General features: G+C 75.7%; 9 protein-coding genes. 4 read left to right on the forward strand and 5 right to left on the reverse strand.

Going from position 1 to position 16,518, the window contains the following annotated elements; all coding sequences use genetic code 11:
• Positions 1–245: 245 nt before the first annotated feature.
• The 3 genes from ACZ6ZR_RS14890 to ACZ6ZR_RS14900 all read left to right on the forward strand — a co-directional run bounded on the left by ACZ6ZR_RS14890 (position 246) and on the right by ACZ6ZR_RS14900 (position 5,606).
• Complete coding sequence (locus ACZ6ZR_RS14890) at positions 246–3,368, forward strand: non-ribosomal peptide synthetase (RefSeq protein ID WP_465642502.1); 3,123 nt, start codon at positions 246–248, stop codon at positions 3,366–3,368.
• The gene (locus ACZ6ZR_RS14895) at positions 3,361–4,596 is read left to right on the forward strand and encodes a cytochrome P450 (RefSeq protein ID WP_465642503.1); all 1,236 of its coding nucleotides are present in this window, start codon (positions 3,361–3,363) and stop codon (positions 4,594–4,596) included. The genes ACZ6ZR_RS14890 and ACZ6ZR_RS14895 overlap by 8 nt, the downstream gene beginning before the upstream one ends.
• Before the next feature lie 92 nt (positions 4,597–4,688).
• Positions 4,689–5,606 carry a hypothetical protein gene (locus ACZ6ZR_RS14900; RefSeq protein WP_465642504.1) on the forward strand — a complete coding sequence of 306 codons (918 nt, stop codon included), beginning with the start codon at positions 4,689–4,691 and terminating at the stop codon, positions 5,604–5,606.
• Between the two features lie 82 nt (positions 5,607–5,688).
• On the opposite strand, the gene ACZ6ZR_RS14905 is transcribed toward ACZ6ZR_RS14900, so the two are convergent.
• Together ACZ6ZR_RS14905 and ACZ6ZR_RS14910 are read right to left on the reverse strand one after the other, a co-directional pair.
• The gene (locus ACZ6ZR_RS14905; RefSeq protein ID WP_465642505.1) at positions 5,689–7,374 is read right to left on the reverse strand and encodes a glycoside hydrolase family 64 protein; all 1,686 of its coding nucleotides are present in this window, start codon (positions 7,372–7,374) and stop codon (positions 5,689–5,691) included.
• A 79-nt stretch (positions 7,375–7,453) separates the two neighbouring features.
• Positions 7,454–8,725, reverse strand: coding sequence for a family 16 glycosylhydrolase (locus tag ACZ6ZR_RS14910; RefSeq protein ID WP_465642506.1), 1,272 nt, complete (start codon positions 8,723–8,725; stop codon positions 7,454–7,456).
• Positions 8,726–9,000: 275 nt separating this feature from the next.
• Here ACZ6ZR_RS14910 and ACZ6ZR_RS14915 point away from each other — a divergent pair, with 275 nt between their 5' ends.
• Positions 9,001–9,432 (forward strand): VOC family protein, encoded by a 432-nt coding sequence (locus ACZ6ZR_RS14915; protein ID WP_465642507.1) that lies wholly within the window; start codon positions 9,001–9,003, stop codon positions 9,430–9,432.
• Positions 9,433–9,490: 58 nt separating this feature from the next.
• On the opposite strand, the gene ACZ6ZR_RS14920 is transcribed toward ACZ6ZR_RS14915, so the two are convergent.
• The 3 genes from ACZ6ZR_RS14920 to ACZ6ZR_RS14930 are packed head-to-tail and all read right to left on the reverse strand — an operon-like array spanning position 9,491 to position 16,388.
• Positions 9,491–11,581, reverse strand: coding sequence for a hypothetical protein (locus ACZ6ZR_RS14920; protein ID WP_465642508.1), 2,091 nt, complete (start codon positions 11,579–11,581; stop codon positions 9,491–9,493).
• Positions 11,578–15,177, reverse strand: coding sequence for a vWA domain-containing protein (locus ACZ6ZR_RS14925; RefSeq protein ID WP_465642512.1), 3,600 nt, complete (start codon positions 15,175–15,177; stop codon positions 11,578–11,580). Before ACZ6ZR_RS14925 ends, ACZ6ZR_RS14920 begins: the two co-directional genes overlap by 4 nt.
• Before the next feature lie 47 nt (positions 15,178–15,224).
• Positions 15,225–16,388, reverse strand: a complete 1,164-nt coding sequence (locus ACZ6ZR_RS14930) for an ATP-binding protein (RefSeq protein ID WP_465642509.1) — start codon at positions 16,386–16,388, stop codon at positions 15,225–15,227.
• Between the last annotated feature and the right edge of the window lie 130 nt (positions 16,389–16,518).

The following is a 16,518-nucleotide window of genomic DNA, read 5'->3' on the forward strand; positions in this document are numbered from 1 at the left end:
CCCGACAAGACCGGTCTGTTGGGGCAAGAGGGACGGACCAGACGGATAGTCGGGGTGCCAGATCGGCGTACGTGGTGGCGTACTTGGGGGAGTGTGGTTCCACTTCGAGCGTGAGGATGCCCTCCCACCTGGGGTTTCTCCGTTCCGCAGCAGCTCTCCGAGGGTTCGTCACGCCCGGTGGTCCCGTCCTACGCTCCCGGCGTTCGGGGGAACGAGGTGCGGGGCCTACCGAAGGGGCACGAGCGATGACGACGAAGGTGGCGGCGGAGGCGGGTCCGTACAGCAGATCGCTGGCCGAGCTGTTCGCGGAGCAGGTCCGCAGATACCCGGCACAGCCGGCGGTCGAGGGCCCGGAGCTTCGGTACACGTACGCCGAACTCGGCGCGCTGGCCGAGCGGTTCGCCCGTGGGCTCGCAGCGGCCGGGATCGGGCCGGGCGCGGTGGTCGGGGTGGTGGGGCAGCGCGGGCCCGAGGCCTGTGCGGCGCTGCTCGGGGTGGCGTACGCCGGGGCGAGCTACCTGCCGGTGGACGCCAAGCTGCCGGCGGAGCGGGTGCACGGGATGGTGGCGGACGCCGGAGCGGCGGCGGTGGTCCGGCTCCCCGGGGCCGGGCGGCTGGCCGGGGCGGCGGTGCCGGTGCTGCGCTACCAGGAGGTGCTGACGGCCGGTCAGGAGGCGGAGGAAGAGGGCGAGTTCCAGCTGCCGAAGGGCCAAGCAGCCGCGGCGTACGTGATGTTCACCTCCGGGACCACCGGGCGGCCCAAGGCCGTGGCGGTGCCGCAGCGCGGGGTGGCCCGCCTGTCGGTGGCCAACGGGTTCTTCGAGCCCTGCCCCGGGGACCGGGTGCTGCACGCGGCGACGCTCTCCTTCGACGCCTCGGTGCTGGAGTTCTGGCCGACCCTGCTCAACGGCGCCTGCCTGGTGCCCGTGGAATCCGAAGTGCTGCTCTCCGCACCGGAGTTGCAGCGGGTGGTGCGTGAGCGCGGGATCACCTCGCTGTTCCTCACCACCAGCATCTTCCACCGGATCGCCCAGGAGCGGCCGGAGACCTTCGCGGGCCTGCGCCACGTGCTGACCGGCGGCGAGGCGCTGCGCGCCGACGCGGCCCGTCGGGTGCTCGAACTCGGCCGTCCGCTCCACCTGGTGAACGCCTACGGCCCCACCGAGGCGGCCTGCGTGGCGACCGCGCAGCTGGTCACCGAGGTCCCGGAGGGGGCGACCGGCGTGCCGATCGGGCGGCCGATAGCCGACACCGTCTGCCAGGTGCTGCGCGAGGACGGCAGCCCGGCGGCGGACGGCGAGGAGGGCGAGCTCTACATCGGCGGCCCGGGCATCGCCACCGGGTACCTCAACGACCCCGAGCAGAGCGCGAAGCGGTTCCTCACCTTCGGCGGAGCGGCCGGGGAGAGCACCGAACGGCTGTACCGCAGCGGGGACTTCGTGGTGCGGCGGGCGGACGGGACGCTGGAGTACCGGGGGCGCCGCGACGACCAGGTCAAGGTGCGCGGCTTCCGGATCGAGCCCGAGGAGGTCCGCCGCGCGCTGACCACCCACCCGGACGTCACGGACGCCGTGCTGGTCGCGGTCGAGGACGGCACCACCCGCAGCCTGGCCGCCTACGTGGCGGTGCGGGCCGGAGCGGCGCCCACCGCGGCCCGGCTGCGGGCGCACCTGGCCGAGCGGCTGCCCGCCTTCATGCTCCCCGCCACCCTCACCCTGCTGGACCGGCTGCCGCTGGCCCCCAACGGGAAGGTGGATCGGGCCGCGCTGCCCGCGCCCGCCGCCGCGGCGGCGGCCGAACGGGAGCAGACGGACGGGGAGAGCGTGGCCGAGACGGTGGCCCGGGTCTGGGCCGCGCTGCTCCCGGGCGCGGGCGCGCAGGCCACCGAGGCCGACGAGGAGGTGGACTTCTTCGCGGCCGGGGGCAGTTCGCTGCTGGCCGTGCAGCTGGTGGCCCGGGTCCAGCGGGAGCTGGGCATCGACGACCAGCACAACTTCGAGCTGGTGACGGAGCTGCTGGGCGAGCCGGTGCGGAGCGCGTTCACGGCGGCGGTCGAGAAGGTGGCCGGGGAGGAGCGGGAGTCGCAGGCGGACGCCGGGGCGGCGGCCGTGGACCGCTGGCGGCCGGACCTGGCCTGGGACCGGCCGACGGTCACCACCACCTCCCCGCACCCCGTCTGGCGCAAGCCCCAGCACGTCCTGCTCACCGGCGCCAGCGGCTTCTTCGGCGCGTACCTGCTGCGCGAACTGCTCGACCGCACCGAGGCCCAGGTCCACGTGCTGGTCCGGGCCCGCGACACCGACCACGCCCACCGGCGCCTCGCCGAGGCCCAGCTCCGCTACGGCATCGACCGCCCGCTGCCGGCCGACCGGGTCCGCCCCGTGCTCGGCGACCTGACGCTGCCCCGGCTGGGCCTGAGCGCCTTGGAGTGGGACTACCAGGCCGACGGCGCCGACGTGATCCACCACTGCGGGGCCGAGGTCAACTTCCTCTACCCGTACGAGAAGCTGCGCGCCGCCAACGTGCACGGCACCCAGGAGGTGATCCGGCTGGCGTCCCGGCGGGCCGTGCCGCTGCACCACGTCTCCACCGTCGCGGTGGTGCACGGCATGGGCGCGGCCGGGTTGCGGGAGGTCACCGAGACCACCCCGCTCTCCCACGTGGAGCTGCTCTCCATGGGCTACACCGAGTCCAAGTGGGTGGCCGAGGAGCTGGTCCGGGGAGCCGGCCGGGCCGGGCTGCCGGTGGCGGTGCACCGCCCGTACGAGCTCTCCGGGGACACCACCTCGTACACCTGGAACAGCGCGGCCGCCCTCTGCGAGTTCTTCCGGGTGATCGCCGAACTGGGGCTCGCCCCCGAGCTGGACCTGCCGCTCAACCTGGTGCCGATCGACTTCGCGGCCGGGGCGGTGGTGCACCTGGCGACCCGTCACCCCGCCGAGGGGCAGACCTACCACCTCACCAACCCTCGGGAAGCGATGCTCGCCGACTTCGTGGAGCGGCTGCGGGCCCACGGCCACCCGGTCCGCACCATCGGCTACCACGGCTGGGTGGACGCCCTGCTCGACCACCTGGCGGACCGGCCGGACCACCCGTTCGCGCCGTTCGCGCCGCTGTTCACCACCGAGGCCTCCAGCGGCGGGGCGACGGTGGAGGAACTGGCCACCACCCGGTACTCGCCCCGGCTCGACCGGGCCCGGATCGAACGGGACCTGGTCGGCAGCGGACTGAGCTGCCCGCCGGTGGACGCCGCGCTGCTGGACGCCTACATCGGCTACTTCCACGCCTCCGGGTTCATCCCCGCCCCCGGTGTGCTCCTCCCGGCCGCCGCGACCGCCGCGCCCACTGAGGAGGCCGTCCGTGTCTGAGCTCCTGGAGGCCGGGCCCGGCACCGACCTGTCGGACCCGAGGGCCTTCCTGCCCGACCCGCCCCACCGGCTCTGGCGGGAGCAGCGCCGCAGCGGGCTGCTGCACCGTCAGGAGCGGGCCGGCGCACCGCCGTTCCTCTCCGTCACCCGCTACCAGGACGTCGACACCGTGCTGCGCGACGCCACGGGCTTCAGCTCCGAACGGGGCATGACCCTGGACACCTCGCTCGGCGAACGGGACCCGGCGGCCGGGCAGATGATCGAGCTCACGGACCCGCCGCACCACCAGCGGCTGCGCCGCCTGGTCAGCAGCGGGCTGACCCGCTCGGCCGCCCGCACCATGGACGGGCTGCTCAAGGACCGGGTGGACGGGTGGGTCGGACAGGCCGTCCGGGCCGGGGAGACCGACCTCGTCGGGGCCCTCGCCGCCCGGGTGCCGTCCACCGTGGCGGGGATGCTGCTCGGCCTCCCCGAGCGGGAGTGGGCCACGCTGGCGGACCGGGCCAGCCGGGCCGTCTGCGGCTCGCTCGGCGAACACGACCCCGGGGTGGGCGACCTGACGGTGCGCCGGCGCTCCACCGCCACCGCCAACGGGCAGCTGCTGATGCACCTGGCCGGGCTGCTGGACCACAGCGAGCTGGCCGAGGACGGGCTGATCCGCCGGCTGCTCGACGCCGAGCTGGACGGGGACCGGCTGACCCGGGAGGAGGTGCTGCTCAACTGCCTCAACCTGGCGATCGGCGGCAACGAGACCACCAAGAACACCATCGCCGCCGGGGTGGCCGCCTTCGCCGCCCACCCCGGGCAGTGGCAGTGGCTGCGCCGCCACCCCGAGCACCTGGACCGGGCGATCGAGGAGGTGTTGCGCTGGACCACGCCACCGCTGCACCTGACCCGTACGGTGCTGCGGCCCGTCCGGCTGGCCGGCACCGACCTGGAGCCCGGCGAGCTGCTCTGTCTCTGGATCCCGTCGGCCAACCGGGACGAGGAGGTCTTCGAGGACCCGGACTCCTTCCGGGTCGACCGGGAGGTCAACCCGCACCTCTCCTTCACCACCGGCAAGCACTTCTGCATGGGCGCGGCGCTGGCGCGCAGTCAGCTGCGGCTGGTCTTCGGGGCCTTGCTGGACCGGGTGGAGTCCATCGCCGTGACCGGCCCGCCGGCCCGCCGGGCCTCCAACTTCGTCGCCGCGTACGACACCCTGCCGGTGGCCCTGGTCCCGGCCTGACGGCCCGTCCGGCCGGGTTCACGAGGTTCGCACAAGCTCTTCAAAGGGCCCAGGAGCTGGGCGAACTGACAGGTGTTCTATTGTCTGTGGTCATGACGGAGCAACGGGGATCGTGGCCGGACGGTGTCGGCGAACCGGTGGTGACCAGGACGGCCGAGCCGGACTGGCAGGCCATGGCGGACCGTCACGACGAGCAGCGGCGGCGCCGCAAGCAGCTGCGCGCGGTGGCGGTCGGCGTGGTCGCGACCGCCGCCGTCGGCGGCATGGTGGCCCTCGCGCTGCCCGGCGGCGGCAAGGGCGCCCAGGCGAAGGACGGCGCGGCCGGCGGCTCCGGCGGGAGCGGCCGGCCGGTCGCCGCGGGGGAGGACACCGTCTCCCTGGCGGTGGGTGACGCCTCGTCACCCACCGCCAGGGAGCCGTCCGCCACCGTCCCGGCCGGGGCCACGCCCACCGTGTCCCCCACCGCCGGGGCCACCCCGTCGCCCGGTGCCCCGGGCAGCTCCGCCGCGCCCGCGACCCCGGCCGCCGGACGGACCTCGGCCGCTCCGACCCGCCCCGCGACCACCGCGCCCGGCCAGTCGGCCCCGGCCGGCACCACCCCCGGCCCGCAGCCGCCGGCCCCGCAGCCCACCCCCACCACCGCGCAGCCGAACCCGCCCGCGCCGACCCCGACGCCGACCCAGACCCCCGGCAAGTCGTACACGCCGGGGGAGATCTGCGGGAGCGGGTTCAACGTGATCGACTCGCACAGCCTCGGCGCGGCCACGATCTACCTGCTCTACAAGTCCGCGACCGGGGACAACTGCGTCACCACCGTCGTCAACAAGCCGGCCGGGCCGGTGCCGATGAACGCGACGCTGGCGGTCAAGGGCGGCGCCTCGGGGAGCAACCCCGGGAACTTCGCCTCCTACGCCGGCCCGGTGATCAAGCGCGCCCCCGACACCTGCGTCCAGTGGGGCGGCACCTACCAGGGCGCGAGCTGGACCAGCGGCTGGACCCACTGCACCTGAGACCAGGCCGGACGGACCGCAGGACGCCCCGCTCCGAGGGGGAGAGCGGGGCGTCCTGCCGGGGTTTCGGGGTGAGGGGGCGTCAGGCGAAGGTGAACCAGTTGAGGTTGGCGAAGTCGGCCGGCTGGCCGCTGTCGAAGGTCAGGTAGACGTCCCGGACCCCGGTGGTGCGGGCGATGTCGGCCGGGACGGTGCGCCAGGCCTGCCAGCCGCCGGTGTTGGCGAGCGCGAAGTTGCCGACGGGAGTGGCGGTCGGGCTGCCCAGGCGGACCTGGACCAGGCCGCTGACCCCGGCGGCGGCGCCGGAGGCGACCCGGGCCGAGAAGCGGGTGGCGCCGGCCGAGCCGAAGTCCAGGCTGTAGCGGAGCCAGTCGCCGTTGGCCAGCCAGCCGACGTCCGAGCCGCCGCCGGTGTCCGAACAGGCCTCCACCTGGGCGCCGTTCTGGGCGCGGAAGGACTCGGCCTGGACGGTGGAGAAGGCGCTGACGGTGCCGCCGGTCGGGGTCGGCGTCGGGCTGGGGGACGGGCCGGGGCCGCCGCTGCCGCCGCCGACCGTGATGGTGAACAGGCGCGGGTCGCCCGACTGGACCTTGCCCTCGAAGTCGGTGCCGGAGGGGTGCACGTCGTCGTAGGGGAAGGCGTAGCCGAGGCGGTCGGCGGTGGTGGAGTGCAGGATGCGGGCGTAGTGGTTGGTGCGGGGCTTGGTGTAGAAGGCGGCCGGGTTCTCGTTGGTGGGCTGGAGCGCGTTGTCCAGCAGGGTGGTGCGGTTGAACGCGGCGGCCAGGCGGGCGCTCAGATTGCCCATCAGGTCGTTGCCGGTGGTGAACGGTGCGTCGCTGCAGGAGAAGATCGCGAGGGTGGAGGGACGCCCGAAGCTGCCCACCCCGGGGAAGGTGAGCGTCTCGCCGGAGACCCGGCCGGTGACGGTGCCCCAGCTGAACTGGGTGTCGATCCGCAGGTCGGTGCTGCGGTACTTGCTCCAGACCTGGTCCACGTAGGAGTCGAAGTACCCGGCGAAGAGCGAGCTGGTGCCCCGGATGGCCAGGTTGGGGCTGAGCACCCGCAGGTCGGTGCCGCCGCGGCTGACCACCAGACGGCTCCAGTCGCTGCCGTCGGCGGCGGACTGGGAGCGCAGCGCGGTGGCGACCCTGGCCAGGCCGTCGGTGGGCAGGCCGGCCACGGTCTGGGTGCCCTGGCCGGTCTCCAGGCGGAACGAGATCGGCAGGCCGACCATGTCGACGAAGGTAATGTTGGCGTACAACTGGTCCGCGTTGTAGGTGAATTCGCAGAAGTCGTGCCGGACGTCGATGTTCGGGTCGCTCGGGTTGGAGACCGAGGGCAGGGCCAGTCCGCCGCCGGTGTTCATCAGGAAGGTGAGCTTGGCGCCGACCGAGAAGTAGATCCGGCCGCTGTCCAGGCGCGGCAGGGTGACCCGGCGCGGGACGGCGCCGGAGCCGTTCAGCGCGATCGCGCAGTCCACACCCAGCGGCGTCTGGTTGGCCGGCGGGTTCGGCGGGTGGTACAGCGAGGCGCCGTCGGAGCGCAGGAAGGCCCAACTGCCGCCCGCCGCCGGGTCGCGGCCGAGCACGTAGGCGTAAACGGTGGCGCTGCCGGTGGTGTTGGCCAGGTCCAGCGCCAGGGTGGGGGTGGTGGCGGCGTTGGCGGTGGAGCGCAGCAGGCTGCCCAGGGCGGGCACGGCCAGGGCCGCGCCGGCGGCGGTGAGCACACCGCGCCGGGTGAGCGGCGGGCGTTGGTGACGGGGCGTCATGGGTGGGAAGGTCCGTTCTTCGCGTGGGGGAGTGCAGAGGGCGGAGGGTGGACGCTGCGAAGAGGGGGAGCCGGGTGGATCAGCCGAGGGTCCAGCGCTGGTTGGCGCCGCCGTTGCAGGTCCACAGGATCAGGCGGGTGCCGTCGGCGGAGGAGCCGCCGGTGGCGTCCAGGCACTTGCCGAGGGCCCGGATGGTGCCGTCGCCGTTGACGCTCCAGGCCTGGGCGTTGGTGCCGTTGCAGGTGTAGAGCTGGACCGCGGTGCCGTCGGCGCTGTTGGCGGCGTCGACGTCCAGGCACTTGCCCAGGGCGCGGACGGTGCCGTCGCCGGTGGTCCACTGCTGGGCCGCGTTGCCGGTGCAGTTGTGCAGCTGGATCGGGGTGCGGTCGGCGTTGGAGGCACCGGCCACGTCCACGCACATGCCGCCGATGCCGGAGATCTGGCCGGTGCGGGTCGGGCCGCCGTTGGAGGTGGAGGCGCGGACGTAGTCCACCGTCATGGTCTGCGGGTAGGTGGAGGATCCGTCCGGGCTGCCCGGCCAGTCGCCGCCCACGGCCAGGTTGAGGATCAGGAAGAACGGGTGGTCGAAGACCCAGCGGTTGCCGTTGGTGTCGGCGGTGGTGCGGGTGCGGTAGGCCTGGCCGTCCACCGACCAGGTGATGGAGCCCGGGCTCCAGTCGACGGCGAAGACGTGGAAGGCGTCCGCGAAGGCCTGGCCGTTCGGCAGGCTGTAGGCCGAGCCGAGGCCGGCGCCGCCGGAGTAGCCCGGGCCGTGCAGGGTGCCGTGCACGGTGTTGGGCTCGCGGCCGATGTTCTCCATGATGTCGATCTCGCCGCTGTTGGGCCAGCCCACCGAGCCGAGGTCGTTGCCGAGCATCCAGAACGCGGGCCAGATGCCCTGGCCGCGCGGGATCTTGATCCGGGACTCGAAGTGGCCGTAGGCCTGGGTGAAGGTCTGCGCGGTGTTCATCCGGGCCGAGGTGTACTGGCAAGTGCCGTACCAGCAGCCGAGGTTGGTGTTGGTGTTGCGGCGGGCGGTGATCACCAGGTTGCCCTGGCCGTCCTGGGCCGCGTTGCCGTTGCCGGCGGTGTAGTACTGGAGCTCGTGGTTGCCGAAGCCCGAACCCCCGGTCTCCATCGTCCACTTGCCCGGGTCGGGGGCGGCGCCGGAGGGTCCGTTGAACTCGTCCGCCCAGGTCGTGACGGCGGCCGCTGCGGCTGAGGCGGCCGGGGTCGCTGCCGGGGGCGAGGTGGTCGCGGCGGTGGTGGGGCCTGCCAGGGTGAGGACGGCGGCGAGGGCGGGGAGCAGGACGCCGAGAAGTCGGCGGGGCCTGCGGAGTGTGGCAGCCATGGATGGCACCTCTCTGTGGGGTGAGAGCGCTCTCTGGAATGACGTGGCCGTGCCTTGTCCGCCTGAATGGTACGGAGGGGTGGTCGTCATGGCAATGTCAGAAGCAGGGCTCTGACCTGCTGCGCTGTGAAACACCGTCAGCTCGGGTGCGGGCATGGGTGCTTCTGTCGGGTTGAGAGCGCTTTCTCTACGGGGCCCCGGCGTTTCGCCGTGTGCTTCGGGTGCGGTCTGCGGGACGGTGGGAGGGCACCGCCCACGCGAGAAGGAGAGCCGCCGTGAACTGGACGCTCGAGGTCGTCCCCGTCCCGGTCACCGACCTGGACCGGGCCAAGGAGTTCTACGCCGAGAAGATCGGCTTCAAGGTGGACCTGGACAGTGAGGTCGCCCCGGGAGTGCGGATCATCCAGCTCACCCCGCCGGGCTCGCGCTGTTCGGTCGTGATGATGTCCGGGATGCCGGGCGCACCCGAGACGGGCGGGATGGCACCGGGCAGCCTCCAGGGCGTCCAGCTCTGCGTCACCGACATCGACGCGGCCCACGCCCAACTGGTCGCGCGCGGGGTGGTGGTGAGCCCAGTGCGGCACCTGGGCGAGAGCGGCTGGGCCGACGGCAAGGGCGGGCAGTGGAACTCGTTCATGTCCTTCACCGACCCGGACGGTAACGGCTGGACGGTGCAGGAGGCGCCGACGGAGCTCTCCGAACGCTGAGGCTGCGGATGGCGGAGGGGCGGCACCCGGATTGGGGTGCCGCCCCTTCCGGCGGGATTCAGTGCTCCGGGGAGTGCCAGGAGCTCCGGACCAACTCGCGCTCGGCCAGCGTCAGATGGAGCGCGGCGGCCAGCCAGCCCTCCGCGTACGCGTCGCCCGCGTCGTCCGTCAGCCGGCCGAACACGTCCCGTCCACGCCGGTCCGCCGCCTCGGCCAGCGCCGTGCCCAGCGCGGCCGCCCGCCGGAACCCGGAGCCGCCGAGCGCGGCGGCGTCGGTCCGCGCTCCGCCGGTACGGGCGGACTCCGCGACGGCCCGCCGGCCGCCGGCCACGCCGAGCTCGACCAGCCGCCGCAGCCGCCAGAGCGGCGAGTCGGTGAGCGGGTCGGGGCCGGGGGTGGTGACGGTTGCTCCGGTGGACGGCGGGAAGTGCGCACCGACCAGGCGGTCGTAGCCGAGGTCGGCGCGGCCGTTCCACGCCGTGGGCAGACGGAGCGTCAGCTCCGGCTCCTCGCCCGGCACCGGGGCGACGGCCAGCACCCGCAGGGTGGCCACCCGGTCGGGGTCGACCCGGCCGAGGACCCGGACCAGGGTGCCGGGGTGGGCGGCCAGTTGGCGCAGGTTCTCGGCGTGGGACAGCTCCGGGTGGCCGTGCGCGGCGGCCAGGCGCAGCACCGGGCCGTACGCGCGGTCGCGTGCGGCGGGCGTCGCCCGGCTGTGAGCCGATCCGCCCGCTGCGGGGCCTGCCGGGGCGAAGCCGGTGCCGTGCGCGGCAGGATCCGCCTTGGCGGGAGACGAGCCGCCCGTTGCTGGGTCTGCCGGGGTGGCCGCGGCAGCGCCGGTGGTGGGCTCGGGGCCCGGAACGTCCGCCGAGGTGTCTGCCGGACCGGGAGCGACGGCGACGGCGGCCGGGGCCCGGGTGACGGCGCGGGCCAGGACCGCGTCGCCGACGGCGCCGAGGAGGACCACGTCGCAGCCGACGGGCTCGCGTTGGCGGGAGTCGTCGGCCGGGTCGGCCAGCGGGCCGTCGCCGAGGCGTTCGGCGGCGGCCTCGGCCAGGGGGCGGGCGAAGAGGGCGGCCAACGGGCCCGCCGTCCACGGGAGTCCGGGCACCGGGTTGGCCTTCACGCCCTTGCCCGAGCCGAGCCGGCCCTCCGCCGAGACGCTGGCGCCCGAGATCAGCAGGCCGCTGTGGGAGAGCTGACGGTGGTTCACGGCGGCCGCCCCGATCGCGACCGGCGCCTCGGCCGCGCCCCGGGCCCGGCCCGGGCCGCCCGGGCGGACGTCGGCGACCGAGTACCACCGGCCGTCCCCGTCCACCAGGTGGGTGACCACCCCGCCGTAGCCGGTGGAGGTGAGCACCGGCTCGCGGAACACCCCGGTCACCCGGAGCGCCCCGCCCGCCTGGTAGGCCCGCCGGGCGGTGCCGAGCAGCGCCGCGTCGCCCCGGCCGGTGCGCACCAGGGCGGTGGTGAGCAGGAGTTCGCGCAGCGCGGCGGTCAGGTCGGCCAGCGGGCGGCTGCCGGTGCGGGCCCGCGCGCTGCGCAGACCGCGCACCACCCGCAACGCCGCGGCCTCGGCCCGCAGCAGTCCGGCGAGCCGGGCGGAGTGGGCGGCGCGCAGGAGTTCGGCCTGCGGCACCGCCCCGGCGGAGGGCAGCCCGGCGGCGAGCACCGCCGCGGCCGCAGTCCACAGGGAGTCAGCCGCCTTGACCTGGGCGGGGGTTGCCAGGGCGGGCGGCTCCGGCTCGGTGGGGCTGGACGCGATGGGGTCGGACGTGGCCGCAGGCGCGGACTCGGGTCCGGCGGCCGCGGCGGTGTCGGCCTCGGCGGGGGCCGCCGCCGGGTCGGCCAGCGGGCAGAGCTGGAGCAGCGCGGCCCGGTGCAGGCAGCGCGGCGCGAGCAGGCAGCCGCAGCTGGCCTGCTCCTCCGTGCGGAGCACCCCGTCCGGGCCCGGGGCCAGGGTCACCACGGCGTCCTCGCCGCAGCGGACCGTCACCCCGCCGCCCTCACCCGGCTCGACCGGGAGCTTGGCGTACTGCTCCACGGTGGCGTCGAGCTTCTTCGCCAGCCGGGAGGTCAGCGCTCCGACGGCGGCAGCCGTCAACTCCGGTGCCGCGGGCGGCAGGGCGGTGGTGTCGGCAGCGGTCATCGGTGCTCCCCGCGGAGACGGTCGCCGACCCAGCGGGCCAGGGCGAGGGGACTGAGGGCGGCCACCGGCATCCCGGCGGCGACGAGCTGCCGCGCGATCGGCACCGAGTAGCGCGGGGCGCCGGTGTCGTCCAGCGCCGCGCAGCCCATCAGGTGGACGCCGGAGGAGGCCAGGGCGCGGACCTCGGCCAGCAGGCCGCCGATGGAGCCGCCCTCCTCGAAGTCGCTGACCACGACCACCAGGGTGCGGCTGGGCACGGTCACCAGGGAGCGGGCGTGGGCCAGCGCCTTGGCGATGTGGGTGCCGCCGCCGACCCGGACCTCCAGCAGGAGGGAGAGCGGGTCGTCCACCCGCTCGGTGAGGTCGGCGATCTCGGTGGAGAAGGCCAGGAAGTGGGTGGAGAGGGTCGGTACCCCGCCGAGCACGGCGGCGGTCAGCGCGGACCAGATGACGGAGGCCTCCATCGAGCCGGAGACGTCCACCACCAGCACCAGCCGCCAGTCGGCCTCCTTGCGGGCCCGGGTCGAGAAGACCGGCCGCTCGGGGAGGACGACGGTGCGGCCGTCGGCCAGCCGCTGGGTGTGCGCCAGGTTGGCGCGCAGGGTGCGCGGCAGGTCGAGCTTGCCGCCGGGGCGGTGGGTCGGGCGGGGACTGGCCAGACCGTGCAGGGCCGGGCGCAGCCGGGTGGCCAACTCCTTGGCCAGCTCCTCCACCAGCCGGCGCACCAGCGGGCGCAGGCTCGCGATCCGCGCCTCGGGCAGGCCACCGGCCAGGTTGAGCACCGAACTCAGCAGCTCCACCGAGGGGCGGACGGAGGCCGGGTCCAACTCGGCCAGCACGTCCGTGCGTCCGGCCTCGGCCGCGCTGCCGAGCACCTCCTCCCGGACCTCGGCGCCGAACAGCGCCTCCAGCTCCTGCGACCACTCGCGCGCGGTCGGGAAGGACGCGTCGCTCCCGCCGCCGTCACCGGCCGACAGCTCGTCAGAGCCCTCGCCCCGGCCCGCGCCGTACAGCTCGTCCAGGGCGTTGGTGTAGCGCCGGGCACCGTCCGGCAGCTTCTCCGGCTCGCGGCCGAGCAGCAGCCGCCAGCGGTCGGCGGGGGCCAGCAGCGCCTTCTCGTCGGCGGCCGGACGCTCGGTCAGCTCCGTTTCGGGGGCCGTGGGGTGGACTGCGGCGGGTTCGGGGGAACCGAGGCCGAGCGAGGCCAGGGCCACTGCGGCGGCGGTGTCGGCGGCGGTCCAGAGGGCGAGCAGCTCGGGGGCGGCGGCGAGGCTGAGGTCGGGCTTCTCGCCGAGCCGTTCGGTGACCTCGCCCAGCAGGCGGCCGCGCGCGGCCGGGCTGAGCGCGTCGAACCCGGCCCGCAGGGCGGGCAGCCGCTCCAGGAAGCCCTGGTCCGGGAGTTGGTCGACCCGGTCCAGCAGCGGGGAGAGCGCGGTCGGCGCGTACTGGAGCAGCGGGCCGCCCGCCGTGAGCAGCCCGGCCAGGTGCCGGGCCAGCCGGCGCCGGGCGTCCGGGTGGGTGGCGGTGTCGATCCACCCGGCGGTGCGGGTGCCGACCAGCTCCGGGTCGTCCAGGTCCAGCAGCACCCGGGCGGCCAGGGCCGCGCCCTGCACCAACGGCGAACCGGTGGCCGCCAGTTCGGTCAGGGCGCCGTCCAGCCGCAGGCCCAGTCGGTGCTCGGCGGCGCGGGTGGCCAGGGCGGTGAGCGCGGCGGCGTCGGCGAGGTCCTCGCTCCCGGCCAGGCCGGGCAGGCCGCGCACGGCGGCGTCGAGCAGGATCTCGGCGAGGACGGCCGCCTCGGCGCGGGTGGCCTCGGTCGCGCCGGGCAGGTGGCCGCGGCGCAGGGCCTCCAACAGATCGAGGGCGGACAGGAGTTCGGGAAGGGAGGCGGCGGCGGGGAGCGCCTCGGCCGCCTCCGTGAGCCGCTCCGCCACCAGGGCCGGGAGCTCGCAGAGGGCGGCGGCGCGCAGCCCGTCGATGAGCTGGGCGCAGCTCGGGCCGCCGTCGGCGGTCTGCTGCCGGGCCCGCTCGCGCAGGGTGCCGGCGGCGGCCTGTTCCACCGTCACGCCGCGCACGCCCGCGAGGTCGAGCCGGGCCGGGACGCCGGGCGTCCAGGCCGCCCGCCAGCGGGTGGTGAGGGCGCTGCCGTCGCCGGTCCCGGAGACCTCGACGCGGTCGGCGTATCCGGCGCCGCAGACCTCCAGGCGCTGGAGCAGCGTCTCGCGGCGGCGGTCGAGCGCGGAGCGCAGCGGGTCGAGCCGGAGCTCCCGGGAGTCCGGGTCCTCGGGGGCCGGCAGGCGCAGCTCGGCGAGCTCCGCCTCCACGGCCGGGCCGAGGCCCGAGCGGGGCGTCCCCGGGGCCGTCCGGCCCCGGTCCGTGCCGACCATCACCGTCTCCAGGGCACGGGCCAAGGCCCGTCCCCGGCCGAGGAGTTCGCCCTGGCCGAGCACGGTGGTGACCGACTCCAGCAGCTCGCCCCGGCCGGGGGCGGGCAGCCCGCGCAGCCGGGCCAGGTCACCGGCGAGGCGCAGTGCCTCGGCGGCCTCGCCGGTACCGGCGGGGTGGCCGGCGGCGCGCAGTTCCCGGCACACCTCGGTGATGGTCCGGGCGGCGGCCTCCTGCACCCGCTCGGGGTCGCCGCCGGCGGTGAGGACGGCCTGCTGCCAGCGCGGGTCCCGGATCCCGGCGGGGTAGCCGGAGCGGGCGTCCAACAGGCCGAAGGCGTATGGCACCAGAGAGGTCGTCACCCCGGCGGAGCCGGTGGCGCCGACGGGCAGCGGCGCGGCCGGGCTGCTCGCGGTGGCGGAGCCGGCGGACGCGGCCGTGGCCCCGGTGTCGGCGGTCTCGCCGTCGGTCACCGCGCCGGCGGCCTCGGTGCCGTCTGCGGCGGCATCGCCGGCAGCGGCCCCAACGTTCCCGAACTGCACGGAGGTTGAGGTCAGCGCCGGGGCGTGGAAGGAGCCGACCAGCACCGCCACCCGGCGGCCGCCCTCGGCGGCCCGTGCGATCACCTGCCGCATGTGCGCCTCGCGGGCCAGGTCCACGGCCGGGACGCCGCCCCGTTCGGCGGAGTCCTGCCGCAGGGCCCAGCCGACCGCCAGGGCGGCGCGGCGGACGGCCTCGGGCGTGCTGCCCGGGGCGCGGACCTCCACGGTGCGGTCCCACAGGTCGTCGCCCGCGCGCCCGGTGTTCCCGGCGGCCAGGCCGTCGGCCCAGGACGGGCCCGGGCGTTCCGTACCGCCGTCGTCCGAGGGCCTGTGGGCCGACCAGCCGGGATCGCCCAACGGCAGGTCGCAGCACCGGACTTCGACGCCGTGCAGGTGTGCCCAGCGGATCGCCGCCAGCTCGGGGGAGAAGTCCGCGAACGGGTAGAACCCGAGCCGCCCGTCCGCCCCGGCCCCGGCCAGCGCCACGGGGGCGACGGTGCCGGGGTCGGCCAGGTACGGCAGCCAGCGGTCGAAGTCGGCGGGCAGCTCGACGCAGAGCACCTGCGGCGCGGCCGCCGCCAGCAGCTCGGGCAGCACGGCGGCCAGCGCCGGGCTGTGGTGCCGCACCCCGATCAGGAACGGACCGTCCCCGTCCGCGAGTTCGGCCATCGCCGCACGCGGGTCCGCCGCCGGGGGAGCGGGAGTCAGTGCCTCGCTCAACGGAGGTTCTCCCGCAGGTCCCAGAGGCGGCGCCACAGGGCGGAGCCGTCCTCGGCGCGGCGGCGGACGGGGCCGTCCCAGTAGCCGAGCAGGCGGGCGTGGTCGGCGGGGTCGTCCTTGCGGACGGCGCCGAGGAGGTGACCGGGCATCAGGTCGAGGGCGTCGGCGGAGGTGCCGGGGAGGTAGGCGCGGGCCAGGCCGAGCGAGGAGGCGACCTGGACGGCCTCGGCGGTGGACATCACGGTGCCGGGGCGCTCGACGTCCCAGCCCTCGGCCGAGCGGCCGCTGCGCAGGTCGCGGAAGACCGTCACCAGGGCGTCCAGCACGGCGTCGTCCACCCCGAAGGCGGCCCCGGCCCGCTCGACCGCGGCGCCCGCCCGCTCCCGGACCAGGGCGGTCTCGGCCTCCGCGTCCGCGATGGGCTCCACGGTCTCGAAGTTGAAGCGGCGCTTGAGCGCGGCGGACATCTCCGAGACGCCCCGGTCCCGGAGGTTGGCGGTGGCGATCACGGTGAAGCCCGGCGCGGCCGGGACGGTGGCGTCCGGGGTGCCGGCCAGCTCGGGGACGGAGACCCGGCGGTCGGAGAGGATCGAGACCAGCGCGTCCTGGACCTCGGGCAGACAGCGCGTCACCTCCTCGATCCGGGCCACCCGTCCGGTGCGCATCGCGGTCAGCACCGGCGAGGCGACCAGCGCCTGCGGGGTGGGGCCCTGGGCCAGCAGCAGCGCGTAGTTCCAGCCGTAGCGGAAGGCGTCCTCGGTGGTGCCGGCGGTGCCCTGTACGGTCAGCTCGCTGGTGCCGCTGACGGCGGCCGAGAGCAGCTCGGAGAGCATCGACTTGGCGGTGCCGGGCTCGCCGACCAGCAGCAGGCCGCGCTCGCCCGCCAGGGTGACCACGCAGCGCTCGACCAGCGCCCGGTCGCCGACGAACTTGCGGCTGACGGTCAGTGCGGCGGGCAGCCCGGTGCCCTTGCGGCGGGCGGGGGTGAGGGTGAGCGCCCCGTCGCTGCCGCAGACGAAGGTGACGACGGCGCTCGGGGTGAGCGCCCAGCCGGGCGGGCGCGGGCCGCTGTCGTGGGCGGCCAGGAAGGCCAGCTCCTCGGCGTACTTCTCCTCGGCGGGCAGGACCTGCCGGGCGGGCTGTTCGGTGACGGTGGTCATGAAGGGTTCCTCGGTGGTGGGGGGCCGGGGGGGGGGGGGGGGCCCCCCCCCGCCCCCCGGGGGGGGGGGGGGGGCGGGGCGGGGGGGGGGGCGGGACCCAGTGATCGAAGAAACCCCGCGCGGCGCCCCC

The organism is Kitasatospora sp. NPDC088742, from assembly GCF_055584905.1.